Origin of the sequence: Vagococcus martis (assembly GCF_002026305.1) — a bacterium.
Lineage (GTDB): Bacteria > Bacillota > Bacilli > Lactobacillales > Vagococcaceae > Vagococcus > Vagococcus martis.
In genome coordinates, this window is record NZ_MVAB01000001.1 from 1,110,893 (window position 1) to 1,134,060 (window position 23,168).

38 protein-coding genes and 1 pseudogene are annotated in these 23,168 nt (G+C 35.0%); 2 read left to right on the top strand and 37 right to left on the bottom strand.

Features of this window, described 5'->3' with window-relative positions:
* Positions 1 to 19: 19 nt before the first annotated feature.
* Positions 20 to 451 (bottom strand): MarR family winged helix-turn-helix transcriptional regulator, encoded by a 432-nt coding sequence (locus BW731_RS05260; protein WP_079346379.1) that lies wholly within the window; start codon positions 449 to 451, stop codon positions 20 to 22.
* 259 nt (positions 452 to 710) lie between these two features.
* Between BW731_RS05260 and BW731_RS05265 the strand changes: the two genes are divergently transcribed.
* Together BW731_RS05265 and BW731_RS12495 are read left to right on the top strand one after the other, a co-directional pair.
* Entirely contained in the window at positions 711 to 1,646 is a 936-nt protein-coding gene (locus BW731_RS05265) for a helix-turn-helix domain-containing protein (RefSeq protein WP_079346381.1), read from the top strand.
* Positions 1,647 to 1,660: 14 nt separating this feature from the next.
* Positions 1,661 to 1,756: a type I toxin-antitoxin system Fst family toxin gene (locus BW731_RS12495; protein WP_143592744.1), complete on the top strand. Its 96-nt coding sequence runs from the start codon at positions 1,661 to 1,663 to the stop codon at positions 1,754 to 1,756.
* Positions 1,757 to 1,867: 111 nt separating this feature from the next.
* On the opposite strand, the pseudogene rpsI (BW731_RS12845) reads toward BW731_RS12495, so the two are convergent.
* The 36 genes and pseudogenes from rpsI (BW731_RS12845) to rplB form a co-directional block, all read right to left on the bottom strand.
* Positions 1,868 to 1,978 (bottom strand): annotated as a pseudogene (gene rpsI / locus BW731_RS12845) (30S ribosomal protein S9); the annotation flags it as partial.
* 247 nt (positions 1,979 to 2,225) lie between these two features.
* Positions 2,226 to 2,843: a TOPRIM nucleotidyl transferase/hydrolase domain-containing protein gene (locus tag BW731_RS05275; protein ID WP_079346383.1), complete on the bottom strand. Its 618-nt coding sequence runs from the start codon at positions 2,841 to 2,843 to the stop codon at positions 2,226 to 2,228.
* A gap of 86 nt (positions 2,844 to 2,929) precedes the next feature.
* A complete protein-coding gene (locus BW731_RS05280) occupies positions 2,930 to 3,988 on the bottom strand; it encodes an IS30 family transposase (protein WP_079346385.1) in 1,059 nt (352 codons plus the stop codon).
* A gap of 70 nt (positions 3,989 to 4,058) precedes the next feature.
* On the bottom strand, positions 4,059 to 4,823 hold the full coding sequence (locus BW731_RS05285; RefSeq protein WP_079346387.1) for an AAA family ATPase: 765 nt from the start codon (positions 4,821 to 4,823) through the stop codon (positions 4,059 to 4,061).
* Between the two features lie 3 nt (positions 4,824 to 4,826).
* Positions 4,827 to 6,239 (bottom strand): hypothetical protein, encoded by a 1,413-nt coding sequence (locus BW731_RS05290; RefSeq protein WP_079346389.1) that lies wholly within the window; start codon positions 6,237 to 6,239, stop codon positions 4,827 to 4,829.
* Between the two features lie 360 nt (positions 6,240 to 6,599).
* Positions 6,600 to 6,992, bottom strand: a complete 393-nt coding sequence (gene rpsI, locus BW731_RS05295) for a 30S ribosomal protein S9 (RefSeq protein WP_071457734.1) — start codon at positions 6,990 to 6,992, stop codon at positions 6,600 to 6,602.
* A gap of 13 nt (positions 6,993 to 7,005) precedes the next feature.
* Positions 7,006 to 7,449 (bottom strand): 50S ribosomal protein L13, encoded by a 444-nt coding sequence (rplM, locus tag BW731_RS05300; protein ID WP_071457735.1) that lies wholly within the window; start codon positions 7,447 to 7,449, stop codon positions 7,006 to 7,008.
* Between the two features lie 128 nt (positions 7,450 to 7,577).
* Positions 7,578 to 8,342 (bottom strand): tRNA pseudouridine(38-40) synthase TruA, encoded by a 765-nt coding sequence (gene truA / locus BW731_RS05305; RefSeq protein ID WP_071457736.1) that lies wholly within the window; start codon positions 8,340 to 8,342, stop codon positions 7,578 to 7,580.
* 62 nt (positions 8,343 to 8,404) lie between these two features.
* Complete coding sequence (locus BW731_RS05310) at positions 8,405 to 9,202, bottom strand: energy-coupling factor transporter transmembrane component T family protein (protein WP_079346391.1); 798 nt, start codon at positions 9,200 to 9,202, stop codon at positions 8,405 to 8,407.
* Positions 9,192 to 10,070, bottom strand: a complete 879-nt coding sequence (locus tag BW731_RS05315) for an energy-coupling factor ABC transporter ATP-binding protein (RefSeq protein ID WP_079346393.1) — start codon at positions 10,068 to 10,070, stop codon at positions 9,192 to 9,194. The genes BW731_RS05310 and BW731_RS05315 overlap by 11 nt, the downstream gene beginning before the upstream one ends.
* Positions 10,046 to 10,885: an energy-coupling factor ABC transporter ATP-binding protein gene (locus BW731_RS05320; RefSeq protein ID WP_079346395.1), complete on the bottom strand. Its 840-nt coding sequence runs from the start codon at positions 10,883 to 10,885 to the stop codon at positions 10,046 to 10,048. The genes BW731_RS05315 and BW731_RS05320 overlap by 25 nt, the downstream gene beginning before the upstream one ends.
* Positions 10,886 to 11,147: 262 nt before the next feature.
* A complete protein-coding gene (gene rplQ / locus BW731_RS05325) occupies positions 11,148 to 11,534 on the bottom strand; it encodes a 50S ribosomal protein L17 (protein WP_071457740.1) in 387 nt (128 codons plus the stop codon).
* Positions 11,535 to 11,563: 29 nt separating this feature from the next.
* A complete protein-coding gene (locus BW731_RS05330; protein ID WP_071457741.1) occupies positions 11,564 to 12,502 on the bottom strand; it encodes a DNA-directed RNA polymerase subunit alpha in 939 nt (312 codons plus the stop codon).
* Positions 12,503 to 12,579: 77 nt separating this feature from the next.
* Positions 12,580 to 12,969, bottom strand: a complete 390-nt coding sequence (gene rpsK, locus BW731_RS05335; RefSeq protein ID WP_071457742.1) for a 30S ribosomal protein S11 — start codon at positions 12,967 to 12,969, stop codon at positions 12,580 to 12,582.
* Between the two features lie 28 nt (positions 12,970 to 12,997).
* Entirely contained in the window at positions 12,998 to 13,363 is a 366-nt protein-coding gene (rpsM, locus tag BW731_RS05340; RefSeq protein WP_071457743.1) for a 30S ribosomal protein S13, read from the bottom strand.
* Positions 13,364 to 13,380: 17 nt separating this feature from the next.
* Positions 13,381 to 13,494 carry a 50S ribosomal protein L36 gene (gene rpmJ, locus BW731_RS05345; RefSeq protein ID WP_071457744.1) on the bottom strand — a complete coding sequence of 38 codons (114 nt, stop codon included), beginning with the start codon at positions 13,492 to 13,494 and terminating at the stop codon, positions 13,381 to 13,383.
* A gap of 32 nt (positions 13,495 to 13,526) precedes the next feature.
* Positions 13,527 to 13,745 carry a translation initiation factor IF-1 gene (infA, locus tag BW731_RS05350; RefSeq protein WP_071457745.1) on the bottom strand — a complete coding sequence of 73 codons (219 nt, stop codon included), beginning with the start codon at positions 13,743 to 13,745 and terminating at the stop codon, positions 13,527 to 13,529.
* A gap of 189 nt (positions 13,746 to 13,934) precedes the next feature.
* A complete protein-coding gene (locus tag BW731_RS05355) occupies positions 13,935 to 14,588 on the bottom strand; it encodes an adenylate kinase (RefSeq protein ID WP_079346397.1) in 654 nt (217 codons plus the stop codon).
* A gap of 56 nt (positions 14,589 to 14,644) precedes the next feature.
* Positions 14,645 to 15,943 (bottom strand): preprotein translocase subunit SecY, encoded by a 1,299-nt coding sequence (gene secY / locus BW731_RS05360; RefSeq protein WP_079346399.1) that lies wholly within the window; start codon positions 15,941 to 15,943, stop codon positions 14,645 to 14,647.
* The gene (gene rplO, locus BW731_RS05365; protein WP_079346401.1) at positions 15,943 to 16,383 is read right to left on the bottom strand and encodes a 50S ribosomal protein L15; all 441 of its coding nucleotides are present in this window, start codon (positions 16,381 to 16,383) and stop codon (positions 15,943 to 15,945) included. Before rplO ends, secY begins: the two co-directional genes overlap by 1 nt.
* Positions 16,384 to 16,426: 43 nt before the next feature.
* Positions 16,427 to 16,606, bottom strand: coding sequence for a 50S ribosomal protein L30 (gene rpmD, locus BW731_RS05370; protein ID WP_071457749.1), 180 nt, complete (start codon positions 16,604 to 16,606; stop codon positions 16,427 to 16,429).
* A 12-nt stretch (positions 16,607 to 16,618) separates the two neighbouring features.
* Positions 16,619 to 17,119 (bottom strand): 30S ribosomal protein S5, encoded by a 501-nt coding sequence (gene rpsE, locus BW731_RS05375; RefSeq protein WP_071457750.1) that lies wholly within the window; start codon positions 17,117 to 17,119, stop codon positions 16,619 to 16,621.
* A gap of 20 nt (positions 17,120 to 17,139) precedes the next feature.
* Positions 17,140 to 17,496 carry a 50S ribosomal protein L18 gene (gene rplR / locus BW731_RS05380; protein ID WP_079346403.1) on the bottom strand — a complete coding sequence of 119 codons (357 nt, stop codon included), beginning with the start codon at positions 17,494 to 17,496 and terminating at the stop codon, positions 17,140 to 17,142.
* A gap of 25 nt (positions 17,497 to 17,521) precedes the next feature.
* On the bottom strand, positions 17,522 to 18,058 hold the full coding sequence (gene rplF, locus BW731_RS05385; RefSeq protein ID WP_079346405.1) for a 50S ribosomal protein L6: 537 nt from the start codon (positions 18,056 to 18,058) through the stop codon (positions 17,522 to 17,524).
* Positions 18,059 to 18,087: 29 nt separating this feature from the next.
* Entirely contained in the window at positions 18,088 to 18,486 is a 399-nt protein-coding gene (gene rpsH, locus BW731_RS05390) for a 30S ribosomal protein S8 (RefSeq protein ID WP_071457753.1), read from the bottom strand.
* A gap of 34 nt (positions 18,487 to 18,520) precedes the next feature.
* The gene (locus tag BW731_RS05395) at positions 18,521 to 18,706 is read right to left on the bottom strand and encodes a type Z 30S ribosomal protein S14 (protein WP_016184192.1); all 186 of its coding nucleotides are present in this window, start codon (positions 18,704 to 18,706) and stop codon (positions 18,521 to 18,523) included.
* Between the two features lie 18 nt (positions 18,707 to 18,724).
* On the bottom strand, positions 18,725 to 19,264 hold the full coding sequence (gene rplE / locus BW731_RS05400) for a 50S ribosomal protein L5 (protein ID WP_071457754.1): 540 nt from the start codon (positions 19,262 to 19,264) through the stop codon (positions 18,725 to 18,727).
* Positions 19,265 to 19,290: 26 nt separating this feature from the next.
* Entirely contained in the window at positions 19,291 to 19,602 is a 312-nt protein-coding gene (gene rplX / locus BW731_RS05405; RefSeq protein WP_071457755.1) for a 50S ribosomal protein L24, read from the bottom strand.
* Between the two features lie 34 nt (positions 19,603 to 19,636).
* The gene (gene rplN / locus BW731_RS05410) at positions 19,637 to 20,005 is read right to left on the bottom strand and encodes a 50S ribosomal protein L14 (RefSeq protein ID WP_071457756.1); all 369 of its coding nucleotides are present in this window, start codon (positions 20,003 to 20,005) and stop codon (positions 19,637 to 19,639) included.
* 50 nt (positions 20,006 to 20,055) lie between these two features.
* On the bottom strand, positions 20,056 to 20,322 hold the full coding sequence (gene rpsQ / locus BW731_RS05415; protein WP_071457757.1) for a 30S ribosomal protein S17: 267 nt from the start codon (positions 20,320 to 20,322) through the stop codon (positions 20,056 to 20,058).
* A 23-nt stretch (positions 20,323 to 20,345) separates the two neighbouring features.
* Positions 20,346 to 20,537 (bottom strand): 50S ribosomal protein L29, encoded by a 192-nt coding sequence (gene rpmC, locus BW731_RS05420; protein WP_071457758.1) that lies wholly within the window; start codon positions 20,535 to 20,537, stop codon positions 20,346 to 20,348.
* Positions 20,527 to 20,961 (bottom strand): 50S ribosomal protein L16, encoded by a 435-nt coding sequence (gene rplP, locus BW731_RS05425; protein ID WP_071457759.1) that lies wholly within the window; start codon positions 20,959 to 20,961, stop codon positions 20,527 to 20,529. The genes rpmC and rplP overlap by 11 nt, the downstream gene beginning before the upstream one ends.
* A gap of 2 nt (positions 20,962 to 20,963) precedes the next feature.
* Positions 20,964 to 21,620, bottom strand: coding sequence for a 30S ribosomal protein S3 (gene rpsC / locus BW731_RS05430; RefSeq protein ID WP_071457760.1), 657 nt, complete (start codon positions 21,618 to 21,620; stop codon positions 20,964 to 20,966).
* Positions 21,621 to 21,633: 13 nt separating this feature from the next.
* Entirely contained in the window at positions 21,634 to 21,984 is a 351-nt protein-coding gene (rplV, locus tag BW731_RS05435; RefSeq protein WP_071457761.1) for a 50S ribosomal protein L22, read from the bottom strand.
* 19 nt (positions 21,985 to 22,003) lie between these two features.
* Positions 22,004 to 22,282 carry a 30S ribosomal protein S19 gene (gene rpsS, locus BW731_RS05440; RefSeq protein ID WP_071457762.1) on the bottom strand — a complete coding sequence of 93 codons (279 nt, stop codon included), beginning with the start codon at positions 22,280 to 22,282 and terminating at the stop codon, positions 22,004 to 22,006.
* A 39-nt stretch (positions 22,283 to 22,321) separates the two neighbouring features.
* Complete coding sequence (gene rplB / locus BW731_RS05445) at positions 22,322 to 23,155, bottom strand: 50S ribosomal protein L2 (RefSeq protein ID WP_071457763.1); 834 nt, start codon at positions 23,153 to 23,155, stop codon at positions 22,322 to 22,324.
* Between the last annotated feature and the right edge of the window lie 13 nt (positions 23,156 to 23,168).

The window sequence follows — 23,168 nt, forward strand, 5'->3', positions numbered from 1 at the left end:
CCAATTCCTCCTGATGTCACTATTTTCCTAGTGACCTATTTAATTTGGCTAATAACTTTAATAGTTGTTCTAATTCATTTGGCTCTAAACATGACATTGAATCAGTAATGGTTTTAGCATGTTTAGGAAAAATTTCGTTCATGAGTAGTGTCCCACGCTCTGTTAATACAACAAACGTCACTCGCTTATCGTTAATATTGGTTTGCCTTGTGACAAATCCTTTGTTCTCTAATTGGTCAATAACATATGTCGTACTACTACTAGCTATCAAAATTTTCTCTTTAATCCCTTGGATTGTCTGTTTTCCTTTGTGAAAGAGCAACTCCATCACCGCAAATTCGGTTATATTTAATTGATACTGCGTGACATCTTGTCTGACGATTTTTTCCAATTTATTACTTGCCCGTATCAATTGAATAAATGTGTTTAACGATTGTTCTGTTTGATTCACAGTCATCACCTCTATCATTTATTTCGAATTCGAGATAAAAATAATTAAAAAAAGATATCTCTCTTACTTGACATCATCATATAATATTACTTACAAAAAGTAAACTAATCAGACTTACTTTTAATTAGTAAAATAAAAACATTTAGGTTTGTGGATCACTACAATCTGATAAAAACAGGGTGCTTTTAATGGTATGCCTACTGAAGTTACAGTTTTAATTTACTTATTCTTTTGCTAAACTCATTTTGAGGTGATAAACATGTATAAAAATAATCTTAAAAACTTAATGATAGAAAGAAATATTAGTAACAACAAATTAGCTACGGAAACTTCGATATCTCGTCAAGCAATTAGTAAAATTAAAAACAATGAATTTCATGATATTTCAATTAATGTCTTAACAGAGTTATTAGAATACTTTGACGTAACTTTTGATGAGTTTGGAACAATCTATACTCGGAATGAGTGTCTACAAGCATTGTTACCAGACAAAGGTTTTACTAACAAAAATTTACAGTTATTAGAATCTTTAATTTCTAAAAACTTGAATATTTCTTGCACTTATCACTCTTACTCAAACAATCAGAGCCTCAATATTTACTCAAAAAAACACGACAAAAAATTTGATTTTAGTGGCAATTTTAGAGTTAATACCACCCTACATGGACTGACTTTTGAGATTATAGATTTTGATTTATATATTCGAAATAAAAAAATAAATTTTGATAATTTTTATAGATTCTACCAAAATTTCATTAATCAGTTAGAATGTTATGCGTCACATTTGGGATTCACACAAATAGCTATAAATATAAATCCCTATATTGATGACAATTTATCAGAACTGGTAGATCCTCGAGATATCAACATACCTGATTTGAAGTTTTTAATAGCTCACTCAAACTACTCCAATAGAGAAAATGAGTTGATAAAAATGTCAATTATTAAAAATCGACATTACAGAGAATTTTCACATGATTACGCTTTTCAAACTGCAAATAAAAAAATCAATACAATCAACCATTATATCGATTCGTTACCTAGACTCAATTTTTTTGAAAAAGAAAAAAGACGACTTTCAATGTTATCAGAAAAAAATATTCATTCTAATCATTATACAAAAATATTTTTTAAACAATTGAATCCTGAAATAATCCCCAAAGAAAAACTAGAAAAGGATATGTTAAAACGATAGGAGGTAATTTAAAATTGGATAAATTTGTATCACTGATAGTTGACCCTATACTTGTCGGTATTGTGACGAACCTTTTTTCTCATTGGTTAAATGAAAAAAAGAAGCGGTAGGGGCTATATGGGCTTCTGATTTACTTAAAATAGAATTCTTAAAATTAGTGGTGTATAAAAACTAATATTTATACATGACGACAAAAAAACACCCTCCAAAAACGGCGAGTGCTTTGAGAATTGTGATACTTTACGAGCTTTTTTAAGACCTGTTTTTTTACGTTCAACCATACGAGCGTCACGATTTAACAATCCTGCACGTTTAAGTTCTGGACGAAAATCCCTACTTGACAGTCTTTCGAACACTTTTGAAACTTTCTCAACATTTTAGAGACTTCATTAAAAAAATGAAAAATCACCTATTTAATTGGTTAATGGTGGCAATTTGGTGGCAACTTTTATGTTATTTAATGCGAGCTAGTTCAATATTTATAACATATTAATATCACTCAGATAATGCCATCTTATTTTTCTTCAAAAACGGTTAGATTGTTACCTTATCTACACTACTCTCCATCTACTTTATTCTTTAATTAAATTCAAATCTGTTGTTATCATCTTCACCAATTATTTTTCTTGAAAGTTGCTCATATTTCCAATTATTTTCTTCAAAACAAAATGATGCAATATACGGTTTAAAAAAATTATCTCCACTCAATTTATTTTTCTTTATCCCACTATCATCAGAAAAATCATCTAAAATTTGATTTACTTCATAATCTTGTTCTAAATCTTTACTTTGACTTACAATTAATTTTACTTGTGTATCTTCAAGATATTTTTGTTTCAAATAACAAGTTAGTTTATATACAAATTTAGAGCTCCCATTAGTTTCATTAGAAGGGGCTTCATCTGAATCAAACATAGCAACTACATCTAATCCAAAAAATTTAAACAATTCAATATAGAATGGAAAATGGATTTTTCCATTTGAAAAATAAAAATTTTGATAATCTAAATCATTTAGTGGGACTTTTTGAAGAATTAACTTTTCAGTTAAACCTTCAACAATAATTACTTTCCTATATAACAAGGTTTGATAAAATTCAAAAGATTCTATAATTGTATTTAAGTATAACTCTAATACCTTACCTTCTGATATAAAATCACCTTCATAATGTTCATTCGGCTCACCACAATTTAACAAACTTATTTTTTTCTAAATTGCAATATTAAGTTAGCCACCTAGGTAAAAACATCTAATTTTTTGTGTTATTCTATTAAAATCCATCCTTACCAACATGTTTTGATTTTAAGCTTTTGAATTTCTTCTAAAAATAATGTAGCTGGTTGTCTATAATTTAAGATTTTACGTGGTAAAAGATTAATTTTTTCAGTAGCCAGTTGAATGAATTGTTTTGAGTAGTTGCAGATTGGAGTTCCTTTCGGAATAAATTGTCTTAATAAACCATTATGTCTTTCATTTGTGCCTCGTTCCCAAGAAGAATAAGGATGAGCAAAATAGACATCAGTTATTTGTTGGAGAGCATCATGTAGCGAGCTAAATTCACTACCATTATCAGCAGTAATTGATTGAAACATCTTGCTAAAGCTAGCTTGTCCGAGCTCAGATTTTAATCGATTAACAGCATAACAAACAGACTCTTCTGTGTGATCATCTAACACAACAGTAATCATGTAACGCGTTTTTCTTTCAACAAGAGTAAGTAGAGCATTATCATCTTTAGATTTTGAACCAATAACGCTATCTATTTCCCAATGACCAAAGCTTTCTCTATTGTTAACTGTACTTGGTCGTTCATCAATTGATTTTCCTAGTTCTTTTTTATGCTTACGACTTCTTTTCTTTTTAGATGAGAGCCTAAGCTTCATCTTGAGGTGATGGTTTCTAATAGGTAAAAATCCTTTATCAATATAGTTATAAAGTGTTTTAGTAGAAACAAGAGGTTTATCCCACGTCCTTAAGGACTTGACAAAACCAACAATGGCATCAGGTGACCAATTAAAGTCAATAATCTGTTTACAGGCATAATTAATAAAGTCAACAGCACTGAGTAGCTTAGACTTAGCACCACAACGTTTTCTGTTTTCTATATATTTAGCTTGTCCTGTTTCAGCAAAATAGAGTTGTCTAGGTTTGTTATTTTCTTTGATTTGTGTTGTTGTACCACGTTTCAGCTCATTATTTATTGTTTGATGGTGTCGACCTAATCGTTTACCGATTTCTCTATTAGAATCACCTCTATTATGCCAAACTTCAATAAGTTGTCTTTCTTCAAAGGAAAGATGTTTATAAGTCAATTTTTGTGTGGTATTCTGAATTTGCGCCATGATAAAAATTCCTTTCGTTGTTGGGTAGATACTTCAATGATACATGAATTTTTACCATGGTGTTTTTTTATTATTTTAGGGTGGCTAACTTGATTCTACAATTAACCAAACTTATTTTTTTAAATATATTGGAAAAATCTGTGGTATGACCGTTATCAATTATTTCAGTTTTTATATTATCCCGTATACTAGTATATAAATCCTTTATATCTTCCATTGTTCGATTCGTAACCTTGTAATCTATATTTCCTTCATTTAAAGAAATTGAACAAACAAATAATTCGTCAATCCTCACTGAGGATAATTCCAGAAATCTAGCACTATGTGTTGCAACAAAAATCTGAATATCAGCTTTTTTAAACGAGTCCAGTAAATCTACAATATACTTTAAATTGGTTTCATCTAAAAAATTTTCAGGTTCATCAAATATAACAATTTCAATTGAATTTAAATTCATAGTCAACAGTACATCTAAAATTCTTTTTAATTTTGTTATACCAGAAGAATTGCTTTTTAAAATAATCTTTGATTGAATATCTCTAATTTTTTTTATAATAGAAAGACTGTTTTCATTTATTTCCTCAGTATTCGGTAATTTAGCTGTTTCTTGCCCTCGTGATTGTTCATTAGAATATACATAGATATTATTATCAATCTGCACTTTATTTCTACTTTTAAAAAAAGAATATTCACCAATCTCATCAAAAAATAAAGTTGTATCCTCATTCTGTTTAAAAACCTCTTTTAAGGTATGAGTTTTCCCTGAAGAATTGGGACCAATTAAATAATTTCTTCTTTGATTTAAAATCTCTAATTTGTCAACAATAGTTTCCATAAACTAACCTCTTACCTTATTTAATATCGCATAACAATATTTCTGCATTAACATATTAATTTCATTACTTGGTAATTGAACACTCTTATTTCCATAAATATCCTTTAAATTCTTTATATCTTCAGATGGACCATTAAAAATTCTAGGTGAAATTTTATAAATTAACTCCAATTTATCCATAAATAACTTTAACTCTTGTGAAGTATCACATTGCCAAAAATTAATTTTATATTCAAAGGCTATATCTTGATAATTTTCATAAGTATAATCACCTAATTTTTGACTAGGTAATGCCTTGTCTAAGTAATTAAAGTCTACTGCTAATTGCCAAGCAAACATCATATCAGAAATAATATGAGAAGTTCTATCTTTTATATTATATGGCTCTATTTCCTCCATAATTTCTTTAGGTAGTTTATTAAATTCACCTTCCCAAAAAACAATGATATCTTCCAATTCATCAATTAGTAACCCTCTTTGACTTTCTCTTTTTGGAATTAGAGTTGTTCCTGTATATAAATATTCTTCCCTCAATATAGGTATTATTCTTTTATCAAACACAATTAAACCTGCATTAATATCATCATTATAATTAGACGGGTTTAAATCTCTAATTTTCATATCATCAAGATTTACTACCTTAATATCAATTTCTTTTTCGTTATTTTGAATTTCAATATTTTCAAAATCTAATACTATTGTTCCCCTACAGCTAGTTGATGTGTAATCCCTAAACGCATTTATTCCATCCCCATCTATATTAACTATATCTAAATATCCACCTAAAATTGCTTTTGAAGAAGGTATAACACCTTCATAGTCTTCAATATTTAGTAGCTTGTCCTTGAATCGTAGCTCAAATTCTAATGCTATTTTACTTTCTTTTATTACATGTGGAGTCGTTTCAAACGGGATTTCATCCGCTAAAGCTTCTTTATTAATCAGTAAATATTTACTAGATATAGTTTCATTTGTTTTTTCTTGTTTAGAGTATTTAAATAATGGTAGTTCTTCAAATCCATTATGATTTTCAATGTATTGATTCACGTGAACATCATTAGTTATATTTTTTTCCCAAATCATGTTGTTATTAACAAGTATTGGATTCAATTCATATAAATCTTTGTGATTATAGTTTCTTTGAGTAATCACATTAAATGATTTTTCCTTTTCTTCCTTTAAAGTATATAACGAAACACCAGTCAAATTATCAACAAGCCATGTAGAGTCAACCTCGACTTTCTCATCAACCACTACTATTTTAGAATAAAAATCGATTTTTTCATCTTTAGAAATACAATTTCCTATTTCAATTATCGCTGGAATATAATTCCCTTCAATCTGTTCAATATAATATGAAACTATTAGATTAACTAAATCTTCTTTATTTTTGATTCCCTTTAACCTACTAAACAAGAAGCATACCTCCCATTTCTATATTAAACTTATTATATCACTGTAAAGATAAATGATATATGATACTTAGTCCATGAACAGCCACATGATTTTATATTTTATAATATAAAATATAACCTTGTGTATATATAAAACCTGATTAAAATAGTCAAACTCTACTTAATTATTAAAGGTATAAAAAATGAAATTGCTGTATGATAAAAATTTATTAATGGAATATTATTCCCTTCAACTCTCTTCGCCTTTCTATATCATCATTTCATATACTTAAATTATTAATCCAATTTGACAGAAATCCTCTCTATCAAAAAAACACCCTCCAAAAACGGAGAGTGCTTTGATATTCTGTATAAAAACGAATTAACGTTTTGAGAATTGAGATGCTTTACGAGCTTTTTTAAGACCTGGTTTTTTACGTTCTACCATACGAGCATCACGTGTTAATAATCCTTCACGTTTAAGAGCTCCACGGAAGTCAGGATCTACTTGTAATAATGCACGAGCAATACCATGACGAGTTGCGCCAGATTGTCCTGCATATCCACCACCATTAACGTTTACGAAAACGTCATATGCGCCTTTTGTTTCAGTTAAAACAAGAGGTTGCATAATTACTTCACGTAAATCAGCATGTGGAATATATTCTTCGATGTCTTTGTTGTTCATAACTACTTTACCTGTTCCAGGTACTAAGCGTACGCGAGCAACAGATTTTTTACGACGGCCTGTGCCGATATATTGTACTTTAGCCAATCTATTTTCCTCCTTAAATTAGGTTTGTAATGTCTAATACTTCTGGTTTTTGAGCTTGTTGTTGATGTTCGCTTCCACCATAAACGAATAATTTAGACCATTGTTTACGTCCTAAAGTATTCTTTGGTAACATACCTTTGATAGAATTTTCAACTAAACGACGAGAGTTTTTATCACGTAGTTCACCAGCAGTGATAGATTTCAAACCACCTGGATGTTGGCTGTGACGGTAATATACTTTGTCAGTTGCTTTTTTACCAGTTAATTTTACTTTATCAGCATTAATTACAATTACATAATCACCAGTATCCACATGTGGTGTGAATGTTGGTTTATTTTTTCCACGTAAGATAGATGCTACAACTGTTGATAGACGTCCTAAAGGAACATCTGTTGCATCCACTACATACCATTTACGATCTACTTCGCCATTTTTGGCCATATATGTTGTACGCATGGGTGTTTTTCCTCCAATTTTCTTCTGTTGTTTGACATAACACAATAAGTTTCCGGGGCTCATCGTGGGGCAAACAATACCACTAACCATATTATCCTTATTTTGTTGATATGTCAACAAAATTCACATTATTTATGACACTTTTTCTCGCCGTTATAATCGACTTTCATTAAAAATAACCCCTCTGGTTGAGCAGTTGGTCCTGTCATTTTCTTGTCTTGGTTCGCTAGGGCACGTTGTATAGCGTCTTCTGGCAGTTGTCCATTTCCTATTTTTAATAACGTCCCAACAAGCATGCGCACCATTTTATATAAAAATCCATTTCCCTTAAAAATAAATAATAATTCGTCTTCGCCAACTTCTTCTATTGTCACACTGTAAACAGTTCGTGTCTTATCTTCCACAGAACTTCCTGTCGCACAAAATACACTAAAGTCATGTTCTCCTTCAATAAAACGTGCGGCACGCCTCATAGACTCTAAATCAAGCTCATAGCGGAAATGGGCTGCGTACAATCGTTTAAATGGATTGGGAGATTTACCTGTATCGACATGATAGTGATATTCTTTACCTGTCGCCAAGTATCTCGCATGAAAATCTTCCGTTACTTCTTCAATCGATAAAATACTAATATCCTCAGGTGTTTGAGTATCTAAAGCGAAACGTAATTTTTCAACGTCTCGTTTTTGTGGCAAATCAAAATGGATCACCTGACCGACTGCATGAACCCCTGAGTCCGTTCTACCAGACGGATGGATTGTCACAGGCTTTCCACTGTTTAATCGCTTTAGAGTGGCTTCTATGACCTCCTGGATGGTAACAGCATTAGGTTGAATCTGAAATCCCGCATAGTTTGTTCCATCATAACTAATAATGGCTTTGTATCTTGTCATTCACTTTATCTCCTTTATTTTTCCAATGAAAAAACGAGGCACAAGTCCTCGCTTTTAATGTCTTAGTTTCTAACTAGTACCAGTACAATCGTCAATACGACAAATGACAACATAGCTAGTGTATCAGTTTTATCCCAGTTTAGAACACGATATTTCGTACGGCCTTCGCCACCACGATAACCACGTGCTTCCATCGCAATCGCTAATTCTTCAGCCCGGTTAAAACTACTGACAAATAACGGAATCAGAAGTGGCACAATAGCTTTCATCTTATCCATTAAGTTTCCTTCGTCAAAATCGACCCCACGCGCACGTTGAGCATTCATGATTTTTTCTGTTTCGTCCATCAATGTTGGCACAAAGCGCAATGCAATAGACAACATCAACGAAATTTCATGTGCTGGAAATTTTATTTTTTCTAACGGTCTAAGTAAATACTCAATCGCATCTGAGAGTGACAATGGTGGTGTTGTTAGCGTTAAAAGTGTCGACATAAAAATAATCAACACAAAACGTGTAAAGATAAAGAACCCATTAACCAAACCAAATTGACTAATGCTTATCCAACCCCACTCAAAGTACACATTCCCTCCACGCGTAAAGAGTACCTGAAGTCCCACTGTAAATAAAATCAACCAAATTAATGGTTTCACTCCTTTAAGGAAGAAACTTAGTTTAATCTTTGATAACCAAATACAAAATAGCGTGAAAGCAAACATCACACCAAATGATAAGAAGTTATTACAAATAAAAATAATCCCAATAAAGTAAAAACTAGCGATTAATTTAGCACGAGGATCCATACGATGTACGACAGAATCTCCCGGTATATAACGACCTAAAATCAATTTATTCATCATCTGAGAGTACCTGCCTTTTTTCAAGAATCGGTAAGAGTTCTTCAGATAATTCTTCTGCAGTTAGTGGCAATCGACTAAATTCCATGCCTTTTTCCATTAAATCAAAAGCAAACTCTGTCGCAGTGGGAACACCTAATTGTTTTTCACGTAACCACTCTACATCATTGAAAATCTCACGCGGATGTCCTTGTTTTTGGACTTTTCCTTTTTCAAGCACCACCATAAAATCAGCATACTCAGCCACATCATCCATTAAATGCGTCACTAAGATAATGCCAATCCCTCTTTCCTTATGTAGACGATAAAACATATCCATCATGTCTTTTCTACCCTTAGGATCCAGGCCAGCTGTTGGTTCGTCTAAAATCAACACTTCAGGTTCCATAGCCAATACACCAGCTATCGCCACACGACGCATTTGTCCTCCTGAAAGATCAAATGGTGAGCGTTCAAGGTAGCTATCATCAAGACCAACCAGTTCTAACATCTCACTAGCTAAACGAGCACTTTCTTCTTCAGATACACCAAAATTCTTTGGCCCAAAAGCTATATCTAATGCGACTGTTTCATCAAATAATTGCGACTCAGGAAATTGGAACACAATCCCAACTTTTTTACGGATTGGTTTCAAGTTTTTATTACTTGTTTCAGGTGTAATTTCTCTATCGCCGATAAACACTTTCCCACTTGTTGGTTTCAGTAACGCATTCAGATGTTGTAGTAACGTTGATTTACCACTTCCTGTATGACCAACAATCGCGCTATAACTATTGCTTGGAATGTCTAAATTAATATCAAACAAAACGCGTTGTTCAAATGGGCTATTAGGTTGATACGTAAAATCTACTTTCTCAAACCGTATGTCCATAGCCATTCCACCATTCCTTCCCTCGTCAAATACTCTTTGGGTACCTCAATGCCTTTTTTACGTAATGAAGCTTTTAATTTTTCCGGAAATGGAACGTCTAGTCCCATACCTATCAATGCCTCTCCATGAGAAAAAATTTCTTTAGGTGTCCCCTCGTGAATAATTTGTCCTTCTTGCATGACTAGTACACGATTAGCATACGCTGCTTCATCTATATCATGTGTAATCGAAATAACCGTCAGATTCGTTTCTTCTTTCAACGCATGAATCGTTTCTATTACATCATTTCGTCCTTGTGGATCAAGCATAGATGTTGCCTCATCCAAAATAATCACATCTGGTGCTAGTGCAATGACTCCAGCAATGGCCACACGTTGTTTTTGACCACCAGATAACCTAGCAGGCTCTTTTATCTTAAAGTCAGACATACGAACTCTCTCAAGTGCATTGTTGACCCTTACAATCATTTCATCACGAGGTACTCCTTGATTTTCTAAACCAAAGGCAACATCATCTTCAACAGTTGAACCAACAAATTGATTGTCAGGATTTTGAAATACCATTCCAACCATTTTTCGGATGTTCCAAATATTTTCTTCCGTTAGTATTTCTCCGTTCACTTTTATCTCACCAGACTCAGGCGTAATCAATCCATTAATCGTTTTAGCTAATGTTGATTTCCCCGATCCGTTGTGACCAATTAAAGCCACCCACTCACCTTGATAAATCTTTAGCGATACATCATTTAATGCTTTATGTTCCTGTCCATAGTATTGGAAAGATATATTATTTAATTCAATTAAGGGATTTTTCATTTTACTGCCTTCCTTAAATAACGTCATTTTTATTTTTAAAAAATGCTTCTTTCTAAACTCAACAACTTGAGGATACAAAGAAACATTTTTATGTATAATAACCATTTATCATAAATGATGATATAAAAAAAGCACTTTATATGATGAGCGCAAGTCCTCTATCACAAAAGACAGAGGACTGCACCGAGCTAGACTCGGAGATAACTCTCCAACATCATAACACTCTAAAAAGATCATCTATAAAGTGATGCAATTATCAAAATTAAACAAGTTCAATGATAACCATTGGTGCTGCGTCTCCACGGCGTTGTCCTTTTTTAAGGATACGTGTGTAACCACCTTGACGGTCAGCATAACGAGGTCCTAAGTCATTGAATAATTTTTGTAAAGCACTTTCTTCAATGATAGTTTCTTCTTTTTCGTCTAATCGAGCTTCTAAGTATTCATTTCTTACGAATGCTGCGGCTTGACGACGAGCATGAAGATCCCCACGTTTACCTAAAGTAATCATTTTTTCAGTTGTTGAACGGATTTCTTTTGCACGAGCTTCAGTTGTCTCAATGCGTTCATTGATAATTAAATCAGTTGTTAAATCACGTAACATTGCTTTTCGTTGGCTGCTTGTGCGACCTAATTTACGATAACTCACGTCGTGTTCCCTCCTTTAATCGGTTTAGATTAGTCCTCTTGGCGTAATCCTAAAGAAAGATCTGCTAATTTAGCTTTAACTTCTTCAAGTGATTTACGTCCTAAGTTACGAACTTTAATCATTTCGGCTTCTGATTTATTTGTTAATTCTTGTAATGTGTTGATGCCTGCGCGTTTCAAACAGTTATAAGAACGAACCGATAAATCAAGCTCTTCGATTGTTGTTTCTAACATTTTTTCTTTTTGTGTTTCTTCTTTTTCAATCATGATTTCGGCATTTTTCGCTTCATCAGTCAAGTTAACAAAAATATCTAAATGCTCAGTCAAGATTTTAGCAGATAAACTGATAGCTTCTTGTGGAGCGATAGATCCATCTGTCCAGACATCTAAAGTTAATTTGTCATAATCATCACGACGCCCAACACGTGTGTTTTCTACTTGGTAGTTAACACGGTTAACTGGCGTGTAGATAGAATCCACTGGTAATACACCAATTGGCATATCTTCACTCTTATTTTCTTCAGCTTGGACATAACCACGTCCTGGCTTAACAGTTAAACTTGCACGGAAAGTTGCACCTTCAGCAACGCTACAAATGAATAAATCTTTATTCATAATTTCAACATCACTGTCAGTAAGAATATCTCCAGCAGTCACGTCAGCTGGGCCAGTTATATCAATCTCAAGTGTCTTTTCTTCATCAGCATAAAGCTTTAAAGCTAGTCCCTTGATATTTAGAATAATTTGAGTGACATCCTCACGTACACCTTTGACAGTTGAAAATTCATGCAACACACCATCGATTTGTAAATTAGTGATGGCAGCCCCTGGTAGAGACGATAATAAAATACGGCGTAGGGAGTTCCCTAAAGTCGTTCCATATCCTCTTTCAAGTGGTTCGATGACGAACTTGCCATAATCTCTATCTTCATCGATCTTTGTGATTCTTGGTTTCTCAAATTCAATCATTCTTGTCTATACCCCTTTCAAAACGAAAGTGTCTTGTTCAATGTCGCTATAATTCCTATCCAATGAATAAACTCTCACTAAACACGACGGCGTTTTGGAGGGCGACATCCATTATGTGGAACTGGAGTAACGTCACGAATTGCTGTCACTTCTAATCCTGTTGCTTGTAATGAACGAATAGCTGCTTCACGACCAGAACCAGGTCCTTTTACAGTTACGTCAACAGTTTTCAAGCCATGTTCCATAGCTGCTTTTGCTGCAGTTTCAGCTGCCATTTGAGCTGCGAATGGAGTTGCTTTTTTACTACCTTTAAATCCTAATGAACCTGCAGATGACCATGCAATGGCATTTCCATGTACGTCAGTTAACATTACGATTGTATTATTGAAAGTAGAGTGGATATGTGCCACACCTGCTTCAATATTTTTTTTCACTCGGCGTTTTCTTGAAACTTTTTTTGCTACCATGAAGCTTTAAACCTCCTTCACTCTAATCTTATTTTTTCTTGCCAGCGATTGAACGAGCTGGTCCTTTTCTAGTACGAGCATTGTTTTTTGTGTTTTGACCACGAGTTGGTAAACCACGACGATGACGCATACCTCTGTATGAACCAATTTCCATCAAACGTTTGATGTTTAAGTTCACTTCACGACGTAAGTCACCTTCAACTTTTAATTTATCTACTGCAGCACGGATGCTATCAGTTTGTTCGTTAGTTAAATCGCGCACACGAATATCTTCAGAAACTCCTGCTTCTTTTAAGATTTCTTGAGAAGTTTTCTTTCCAATACCGTAAATATAAGTAAGCGAAATAACAACACGTTTATCACGAGGAATATCTACACCTGCAATACGAGCCATTATTCGTTACACCTCCTTTATCCTTGACGTTGTTTATGTTTTGGGTTTTCACAGATAACCATAACTCGACCTTTACGACGAATTATTTTGCATTTTTCACAAATTGGTTTTACTGATGGTCTTACTTTCATGATTATACCTCCTTGAATTTTACGGAGTACAATTATTTAAAGCGGTAAGTAATACGACCACGAGTTAAATCATATGGAGATAACTCAACAGTTACTTTGTCACCAGGTAAAATACGAATGTAATGCATTCTGATTTTTCCTGATACGTGAGCCAAAATAACATGGCCATTTTCTAATTCAACTTTAAACATTGCATTCGGCAAAGTTTCGACGACTGTACCTTCGATTTCAATCATATCTTCTTTCGCCACAACTAGTACCTCCTTATACAGTGTTTGCATCTGACAATTGACAAAATAGTACTCACACCTATTTCTTTTCAACTTTTGTATTATAGCATAAAAGCTATACAAAGAAAAGATACCAACGTCAATTCAATAAAAAAACGCGGGTAAGAAATAGTGAGTGACATAGAATAAATTGATAACTAGATGAGCGTTCTAATTGGCTTTATCTATGATTGATTTCACATCTTCAAAAACAGCATCAATGTCACGATCTCCATCGATAGTGTGTAACACACCTTTATCTTGGTAATACGCTAAAATTGGTTCGCTATTTTTAATATTAACTTCTAGACGATTTTTGACAGTCTCAGGCTTGTCATCTTCTCTTTGATAAAAATCATGACTACCACAACGATCACAAGTACCTTCCACTTTTGGTGGATTGTTTGTTTTGTGATATGTCGCGCCACAACTTCTACAAATAATACGACCAGCTAGACGATCAACTAACACATCTTCAGCTACATGGATGTTTAGGACATCATCTACTTTTTTACCTAACTCTTCTAAAATTGTATCTAATTCTTCTGCTTGAGCTAGTGTACGAGGAAATCCATCTAATAAAAATCCTTTTTCAGTATCAGCTTGTGATAAACGTTCTTTTACAATCCCGTTTGTCACTGAATCTGGAACTAATTCACCTTTATCGATATAAGATTTTGCTTCTTTACCAAGAGGTGTTTCATTCTTCATTGCTTCACGGAACATATCTCCAGTAGAAATATGTGGGATTTCATAAACATCGACGATTCTTTCCGCTTGAGTTCCTTTACCTGCTCCTGGCAACCCCATTAGGATGAGATTCATTTGTTTTCCTCCTTAAGTTCGAGAAAAGTGCTGAGGAAAAACCTCAACACACACTCTTACTCTCTGATAAAACCAGTGTACTGACGCTTCAACAATAACCCTTCAAGCTGTTTATTTGTTTCAAGAGCCACACTAATGACAATCAGTAAACTTGTTCCTCCCAATCCAATTGATTGAGGTAAGCCCCAAATATTTTGTGCAATAATTGGTAAAATTGCCACTAATCCTAAGAATACAGATCCAACAACACTTAATCTCATTAATAGAGAAGAAATGAATTTCTCTGTTTCCTGACCAGGTCGTACACTTGGAATATAACTTCCTTGCTTCTGCAAATTCTCAGCTACTTTCTCAGGATTAACCTGAACAAAGGCATAGAAGAATGTAAAAGCAACAATCATAATTGTATAAAGTATTCCACCTGGGATAGTTGTATAGTCAAACAATGTTGATAGTACATCAAACCATGATTTACCGCCTTGTGTTGTTTTAAAGGCAGTTAAAATAGCTTGTGGTGTTGCAATAATCGAGCTGGCAAAGATTACAGGGATAACTCCTGCCGCATTTACTTTTAATGGTAAATAACTACTTTGTGGTGCTCCAGCAACGCGTTTTGTATATTGAATTGGTATCTTTCTTTCTGCTTGTTGCACATAAGTTACCATAACTACCACTAAAATAATAGCAATAATCAAAGCAACCATGAAAAGTACAGATTTCCATATATCAGATTTATCAATATTGACAAAATAGTCTACATAGATTTCTTTAATGCTAGACGGAAATCTTGCGATAATCCCAGCAAAGATAATCATTGAGACACCATTTCCAATTCCTTTTTCAGATATTTGCTCCCCCATCCAAGTAACTAACATGGTACCAGCTGTTAAGATGATTCCGATACTTACATAAGTAAATACACTTGGACTTTTCACTAATCCGGCATTTGAATACATGTTAAAACCTGCTGTGATAGCAATCGATTGAACAAAACCTAAAACCAACGTAATATAACGCGTGGCTTGATTCAATTTACGACGGCCTACCTCACCTTGTTTTGACCACTCAACAAATTTCGGCACAATATCCATCTGAAGTAATTGAACAATAATAGATGCAGTAATGTATGGCGATACCCCCATTGCGAACAATGAGAATCTCTCCATGGCATTACCACTGACCGTGTTGAACATCGCCATCAATGCTAAGTCATTAAGACTTGACAGTGCTTTTGCGTCAACGCCAGGTACTGTAATATGTGCTCCAACTCTAAACGCGAAGAGAATGAAAAGTGTAAAAAATATTTTGTTACGAATATTTTCTATCTTAAACGAATCCTTCAACAGCTTAAACATTAGATCACCTCAGCTGACCCACCAGCCGCTTCAATTGCAGATTTTGCAGATTCAGAGAATTTAGCTGCTTTTACAGTTAATTTTTTAGTTAATTCACCATTACCTAAAACTTTGATTCCTGATTTTTCGTTTTTAACGATTCCTGCTTCAATTAAAGTAGTTGGTGTTACTTCAGTACCATCTTCAAAACGATTTAACACGTCTAAGTTGATAACTGCATAATCTTTACGATTGATGTTAGTAAATCCACGTTTTGGTAAACGACGGAATAAAGGAGTTTGTCCCCCTTCAAATCCTAAGCGTACACCACCACCTGAACGTGATTTTTGACCTTTTTGTCCACGACCTGATGTTTTACCATTACCAGATGATGAACCACGACCAACACGATTACGTACATGTCTTGATCCTTCTGCCGGATGTAACTCATGAAGTTTCATATATTCGGCACCTCCTTAAAATAGTCTACCTTACAAATCATAATTAAATTTCTTCAACGTCCACTAAATGTGATATAGTGTTAACCATTCCTTTAATCGCTTCATTGTTAGGTTTCACGACTGTAGAATTAGTTTTTTTCAAGCCTAAAGCTTTCACTGTATCACGTTGGTTTTGAGGACGTCCAATGACACTACGCTTTAACGTAATTTTTAATTCGCTCATTTTTAGTCCCCCTTATCCGATTAGTTCGTCAACAGAAATGCCTCTAAGTTCAGCCACTTCTTCTGCACGTTTTAGTCTACTTAATCCTTCAACAGTTGCGCGAACAACGTTGACAGGTGTGTTTGATCCTAATGATTTACTTGTAATATCAGAAATACCCGCTAACTCAAGGACGGCACGTACTGGTCCACCAGCTGCAACCCCAGAACCGGCAACAGCAGGTTTCATAAGGATACGTCCACCACAGAATGATCCGATCACTTCGTGAGGAATTGTTGAGCCTACCATTGGTACTTCGATTAAGTTTTTCTTAGCATCTTCTACTGCTTTACGAATTGCTTCAGGTACTTCTTGAGCTTTACCAGTACCAAATCCAACGTGACCATTTCTATCTCCAACTACTACTAAAGCAGCAAAGCGTAGACGACGTCCACCTTTAACAACTTTAGATACGCGGTTAATAGCTACTACGCGGTCTTCTAAGTCGAATTGTCTAGCATCTAAATTAGCCATGAATGGTGTTCCTCCTTTTCCTAAAATTCTAGTCCATTTTCACGTGCTGCTTCAGCTAATGCAGCTACACGTCCATGGTAAAGGTATCCACCACGGTCAAAGACTACTTCTTTAATACCTTTTTCTGTTGCTTTTTTAGCAATTGAAGCTCCTACAGCTGTAGCTGCTTCAGTTTTGTTTTCTCCTGCGATATCTTTATCAACAGTAGAGGCACTTGCAAGTGTCACACCCGCTACGTCATCAATTAATTGAGCGTAGATGTTTTTGTTAGAACGGAATACGTTCAAGCGTGGGCACTCGGCAGTACCAGAGATTTTACTACGTACGCGGTGATGTCTCTTTTGGCGTACTTTATTTTTATCTGGTTTTGAAATCACACTTGTCACCTCATTAATTTATTTGTTATTTACCAGTTTTACCTTCTTTACGTCTTACGTGTTCGCCAACATAGCGAATACCTTTACCTTTGTAAGGCTCAGGAGGACGTACTCCACGAATGTTCGCTGAAAGTTCTCCAACAACTTCTTTGTTAGATCCTTTTACAACGATTTGTGTGTTTGAAGGAACTTCAATTGTGATACCTTCTGGCGTTTCAAACTCAACTGGATGAGAATATCCAACGTTTAATACAAGTTTTTTCCCTTGTAATTGAGCACGGTAACCAACCCCGATTAGTTCAAGAGCTTTTTCAAACCCTTCACTAACACCAACAACCATGTTGTTTAAGTTAGCACGCATTGTACCATGTAAGGTTTTGTTTTCTTTAGTATCATCAGGACGAGTTAAGACAACTTCACCTTCTGAAATGTTTAACGTAATATTTGGTGAAAACTCACGAGTTAATTCACCTTTTGGACCTTTAACCGTAACAGTGTTTCCTGATTGTGTTACTGTAACACCTGCAGGAACTACGACTGGTTTATTTCCGATACGACTCACTCTAGGCCACCTCCTTGATTAATAATTTTTTACCAAACGTATGCTAGTACTTCTCCACCAGTGTTACGCTCTCTTGCTTCTTTATCAGTTAAGATACCTTCTGAAGTTGAGATAATAGCTATACCTAAACCATTTAATACTTTAGGCACTTCATCAGCTTTTACATAAACACGTAAACCTGGTTTAGAGATACGTTTTAAGTTAGTAATAACGCGTTCGTCGTTTTTACCATATTTTAAGAAAACACGGATGATTCCTTGTTTGTCATCTTCGATGAATTCTACTTCACGCACAAAACCTTCACGTTGTAAGATTTTTGCGATTTCAAGTTTGATTGTTGATGCAGGCACTTCTAATGATTCGTGTTTTACGATATTCGCATTACGAATACGCGTTAAGAAGTCTGCAATTGGATCTGTCATCACCATTGAGTCCTTTACCTCCTTTTGCGGTTTACTTTTTTTACCAGCTTGCTTTCTTCACGCCGGGAATTTGTCCTTTATAGGCAAGTTCACGGAAGCAAATACGGCAAAGTTTAAATTTGCGATAAACTGAATGTGGACGTCCACAACGTTCACAACGAGTATATTCTTGAGTTGAGAATTTTGCTGGGCGTTTATTTTTAGCAATCATTGATTTTTTAGCCACGTAGTTCGCCTCCTTAAATTATTTTTGGAATGGCATTCCAAGTTGACCTAATAACTCACGAGCTTCCTCATCAGTATTAGCAGTTGTAACAATAACAATGTCCATTCCTCGAACTTTATCTACTAAATCATAATCAACTTCAGGGAAAATTAATTGTTCTTTTACACCTAAAGTGTAATTTCCACGTCCGTCAAATGATTTTTTGCTGATACCATGGAAGTCACGTACACGAGGTAAAGAGACAGATACTAATTTATCTAAAAATTCGTACATTCTTTCTCCACGTAAAGTTACTTTACATCCGATTGGCATTCCTTCACGTAAACGGAAACCAGCGATAGATTTTTTAGCTTTTGTGATAATTGGTTTTTGTCCAGAGATTAAAGCAAGTTCTTCAACAGCTTTATCTAAGTTTTTACTATTTGATACTGCATCACCAACACCCATGTTAATAACGATTTTATCAACTTTAGGTGTTTGCATAACAGAAGAGTAATTAAATTTTTCCACCAATGATGGTGTTACTTCATTAAGATACTTTTCTTTTAGGCGGTTCATTCAACATTGCCTCCTTCCTGATATTCTTATTTATCTAAAACTTCTCCAGTTTTCTTAGAAACACGTACTTTTTTGCCATCTACTTCTTTGTATCCTACACGTGTTGGTTCACCATTAGATGGATCAACCACCATTACATTAGAAACGTGAATAGATGCCTCCATTTCGATAATTCCACCTTGTGGAGCTGTCGCGCTAGGTTTTTGGTGTTTTTTCATAATGTTAACACCTTCAACGATGACGCGATCTTTCTTTGGAAATGCTTGGAGTACGATTCCCTCTTTGTTTTTATCTTTACCTGAGATAACTTTTACTTTATCGCCTTTTTTAACGAACATCTTGTTTCGCACCTCCTTTAAACATGAGTATGTATTATAACACTTCTGGTGCTAGTGAGACTATTTTCATAAAGTTGTTGTCACGTAATTCACGAGCAACTGGCCCAAAGATACGAGTACCACGTGGGCTCTTGTCATCACGAATAATCACACATGCATTTTCATCAAATTTGATATAAGAACCGTCACTACGACGAGCTCCTGATTTTGTACGAACGATAACAGCTTTAACTACTTCGCCTTTTTTAACAACTCCACCTGGTGTTGCTTGTTTAACCGTACAAACCACAACGTCACCGATATTTGCTGTTTTACGACCAGAACCACCAAGTACTTTAATTGTAAGTACTTCACGAGCTCCTGAGTTGTCAGCAACTTTCATACGACTTTCTTGTTGGATCACTTGAGTATCCTCCTTTCAAACTTTCAGGTTTCTCTATGGGAAAATTCGAATTAAATAATTACTGCTTCTTCTACAACTTCTAATAAACGGAAGCGTTTTGTCGCAGACAATGGACGAGTTTCCATAATTTTAACGATGTCTCCCGTTTTTGCTACATTGTTTTCATCATGAGCTTTATATTTCTTAGAGTATTTAACTCTCTTACCATAAATCTTATGAGTTTTCTTTGTTTCTACTACAACAACGATAGTTTTATCCATTTTATCGGAAACTACGCGTCCAGTATAAACTTTACGTTCATTTCTTTCTTGAGTCATCTATCAATGGCCTCCTTCCACTATTACTTAGCAGCTTCTTCACGCAAAACTGTTTTGATGCGTGCAATCGATTTACGAACTTCTGAAATTCGCGCTGTATTTTCTAATTGACCTGTTGCTAATTGGAAACGTAAGTTGAAAAGTTCTTCTTTATACTCTTTCTCTTTAGCGATCATTTCGGTAGTGGTTAATTCTCTGATATCTTTAACCTTCATTCGATTCACCACCCATTTCTTCACGTTTTACAATTTTTGTTTTAATAGGTAACTTGTTAGAAGCAAGTCTTAATGCTTCACGAGCTACATCTTCAGGAACGCCGGCAACTTCAAACATGATTTTTCCACGTTTTACTGGTGCAACCCATCCTTCAGGAGCCCCTTTACCAGAACCCATACGAACACCAATTGCTTTTGATGTATATGATTTGTGAGGGAAAATTTTAATCCATACTTTCCCACCACGTTTCATGTGACGAGTCATTGCGATACGGGCAGCTTCTATTTGACGGTTAGTAATCCAATGAGAATCAACAGCTTGTAAGCCGTATTCACCAAATGCGATTTCTTTACCACCTTTAGCTTCACCACGCATTTTACCTCTAAATTCACGACGGTGTTTTACACGTTTAGGTACTAACATGATTATTTCCCTCCTTTCTCAGTGTTTTTCTTTTCAGGAAGAATTTCTCCACGATAAATCCACACTTTAACTCCTAGTTTTCCGTATGTTGTATCTGCTTCTTCCCAAGCATAATCAATATCTGCTCTTAATGTATGCAATGGAACAGTTCCTTCAGAATAACCTTCAGAACGTGCCATATCAGCACCATTTAAACGTCCAGATACAAGAGTTTTGATACCTTGAGCACCTGATCTCATTGTACGTTGGATAGCTTGTTTTTGAGCACGACGGAATGCTACACGGTTTTCTAATTGACGTGCAATTCCTTCTGCTACTAATTTAGCATCTAAATCTGGTTTTTTGATTTCAACGATGTTAATGTGAACTCGTTTACCAGTTAATTTGTTTAATTCTTTACGTAAAGCTTCAACTTCAGATCCGCCTTTACCAATAACCATACCAGGTTTAGCAGTATGAATTGAAACGTTCACGCGATTTGCAGCACGTTCGATTTCAATGGTTGAAACAGAAGCATCAGCCAATCTAGTCGAAATGAATTTACGAATGTTCAAATCTTCATGCAGGTATTCAGCGTATTCTTTTTCTGCATACCATTTCGCATCCCAGTCACGAATGACGCCGACACGCATTCCAATTGGATTAATTTTTTGACCCACTGGTTGTCCCTCCTTATTTTTCTGATACTACTACTGTAATATGACTTGTTCTTTTGTTGATAGGTGAAGCAGATCCTTTTGCACGAGGACGGAAGCGTTTCATTGTTGGTCCTTCATTTACAAATACTTCTGATACTACTAAATCTTCAACATCTAAATCAAAGTTGTTTTCTGCGTTAGCAATAGCTGACATAAGCACTTTTTCAACAATACCTGCTGCTTTGTTAGGTGAGAATTTCAAGATTGAAATTGCTTCTCCTACTTGTTTACCTCTGATTAGGTCAACAACAAGTCTTGTCTTACGAGGTGAAGTGCGAATTGTTTTAGCTGTTGCTTTAGCTGAAGTAATTCTTTCTTCTGACATATTCGTGTCCTCCCCTCAATTAGCGATTTGTTTTTTTATCGTCAGCAGCGTGTCCGCGATAAGTTCTTGTTGGTGCGAATTCACCTAGTTTATGTCCTACCATGTCTTCTTGAATGTAAACAGGAACATGTTTTCTTCCATCATATACTGCGATAGTATATCCTATAAAGTTTGGAAAAATTGTAGAACGACGTGACCAAGTTTTAATTACTTTCTTTTTCGGTTGATCTTTTTGTGCTTCCACTTTTTTCATTAAGTGTTCATCGACAAAAGGTCCTTTTTTTAAGCTACGACCCATGGTGAACCTCCTCTCACATATTTCGTTTTAGCTATCAAATTATTTAGTTTTACGACGACGTACAATAAGTTTATCTGATTTAGCTTTTTTACTACGTGTTTTATATCCAAGTGTTGGTTTGCCCCATGGACTCATTGGAGATGGACGTCCGATAGGTGCTTTACCTTCACCACCACCGTGTGGGTGATCGTTAGGGTTCATTACGCTACCACGTACAGTAGGACGTTTACCTAACCAGCGATTACGACCAGCTTTACCAATGTTAATTAATTCGTGTTGTTCGTTACCTACAGTACCGATTGTTGCACGACAAGTTCCTAAAATCATACGAACTTCTCCTGAATTCAAACGAACTAATACATATTTACCTTCTTTACCTAACACTTGAGCGCTAGTACCAGCAGAACGGATTAATTGTCCACCTTTACCTGGTTTTAACTCAATGTTATGGATAACAGTACCAACTGGGATATTGTTCAATGGTAGAGCATTCCCTACTTTGATATCCGCGTCTGGTCCTGAAGAAATTTGTGCACCTACTTGGATGCCTTTTGGTGCTAAAATATATGCCTTCACACCGTCAGTGTAATGGATTAATGCAATGTTAGCAGATCTATTTGGATCGTACTCAACTGTTTTTACAGTACCAACCACATTATCTTTATTACGTTTAAAATCAATTAAACGGTATTGGCGTTTGTGTCCACCAGCTTGATGACGTACAGTAATTTTACCTTGGTTGTTACGTCCAGCGTTTTTGCTTAATGGTTGTAATAACGTTTTTTCTGGTTTAGAAGTTGTGATTTCAGCAAAATCAGAACCAGTCATGTTACGACGACCATTTGTGGTAGGTTTATACTTTTTAATCGCCACGTGATTTCCCTCC

Bases quoted from the DNA above. Each gene is read 5' to 3' on its own strand.
- BW731_RS05265 (WP_079346381.1), top strand. From the start codon at position 711: ATGTATAAAAATAATCTTAAAAACTTAATGATAGAAAGAAATATTAGT.
- BW731_RS05280 (WP_079346385.1), bottom strand. From the start codon at position 3,988: ATGGCGCAAATTCAGAATACCACACAAAAATTGACTTATAAACATCTT.
- BW731_RS05285 (WP_079346387.1), bottom strand. From the start codon at position 4,823: ATGGAAACTATTGTTGACAAATTAGAGATTTTAAATCAAAGAAGAAAT.
- rplM (WP_071457735.1), bottom strand. From the start codon at position 7,449: ATGCGTACAACATATATGGCCAAAAATGGCGAAGTAGATCGTAAATGG.
- truA (WP_071457736.1), bottom strand. From the start codon at position 8,342: ATGACAAGATACAAAGCCATTATTAGTTATGATGGAACAAACTATGCG.
- BW731_RS05310 (WP_079346391.1), bottom strand. From the start codon at position 9,202: ATGATGAATAAATTGATTTTAGGTCGTTATATACCGGGAGATTCTGTC.
- BW731_RS05315 (WP_079346393.1), bottom strand. From the start codon at position 10,070: ATGGACATACGGTTTGAGAAAGTAGATTTTACGTATCAACCTAATAGC.
- BW731_RS05320 (WP_079346395.1), bottom strand. From the start codon at position 10,885: ATGAAAAATCCCTTAATTGAATTAAATAATATATCTTTCCAATACTAT.
- BW731_RS05330 (WP_071457741.1), bottom strand. From the start codon at position 12,502: ATGATTGAATTTGAGAAACCAAGAATCACAAAGATCGATGAAGATAGA.
- rpsK (WP_071457742.1), bottom strand. From the start codon at position 12,969: ATGGTAGCAAAAAAAGTTTCAAGAAAACGCCGAGTGAAAAAAAATATT.
- rpsM (WP_071457743.1), bottom strand. From the start codon at position 13,363: ATGGCTCGTATTGCAGGTGTAGATATTCCTCGTGATAAACGTGTTGTT.
- rpmJ (WP_071457744.1), bottom strand. From the start codon at position 13,494: ATGAAAGTAAGACCATCAGTAAAACCAATTTGTGAAAAATGCAAAATA.
- BW731_RS05355 (WP_079346397.1), bottom strand. From the start codon at position 14,588: ATGAATCTCATCCTAATGGGGTTGCCAGGAGCAGGTAAAGGAACTCAA.
- secY (WP_079346399.1), bottom strand. From the start codon at position 15,943: ATGTTTAAGCTGTTGAAGGATTCGTTTAAGATAGAAAATATTCGTAAC.
- rplO (WP_079346401.1), bottom strand. From the start codon at position 16,383: ATGAAACTTCATGAGTTACATCCGGCAGAAGGATCAAGACATGTACGT.
- rpmD (WP_071457749.1), bottom strand. From the start codon at position 16,606: ATGAGCGAATTAAAAATTACGTTAAAGCGTAGTGTCATTGGACGTCCT.
- rpsE (WP_071457750.1), bottom strand. From the start codon at position 17,119: ATGGCTAATTTAGATGCTAGACAATTCGACTTAGAAGACCGCGTAGTA.
- rpsH (WP_071457753.1), bottom strand. From the start codon at position 18,486: ATGGTGATGACAGATCCAATTGCAGACTTCTTAACGCGTATTCGTAAT.
- rplE (WP_071457754.1), bottom strand. From the start codon at position 19,264: ATGAACCGCCTAAAAGAAAAGTATCTTAATGAAGTAACACCATCATTG.
- rplX (WP_071457755.1), bottom strand. From the start codon at position 19,602: ATGTTCGTTAAAAAAGGCGATAAAGTAAAAGTTATCTCAGGTAAAGAT.
- rpsQ (WP_071457757.1), bottom strand. From the start codon at position 20,322: ATGACTCAAGAAAGAAATGAACGTAAAGTTTATACTGGACGCGTAGTT.
- rpmC (WP_071457758.1), bottom strand. From the start codon at position 20,537: ATGAAGGTTAAAGATATCAGAGAATTAACCACTACCGAAATGATCGCT.
- rplP (WP_071457759.1), bottom strand. From the start codon at position 20,961: ATGTTAGTACCTAAACGTGTAAAACACCGTCGTGAATTTAGAGGTAAA.
- rplV (WP_071457761.1), bottom strand. From the start codon at position 21,984: ATGTCAGAAGAAAGAATTACTTCAGCTAAAGCAACAGCTAAAACAATT.
- rpsS (WP_071457762.1), bottom strand. From the start codon at position 22,282: ATGGGTCGTAGCTTAAAAAAAGGACCTTTTGTCGATGAACACTTAATG.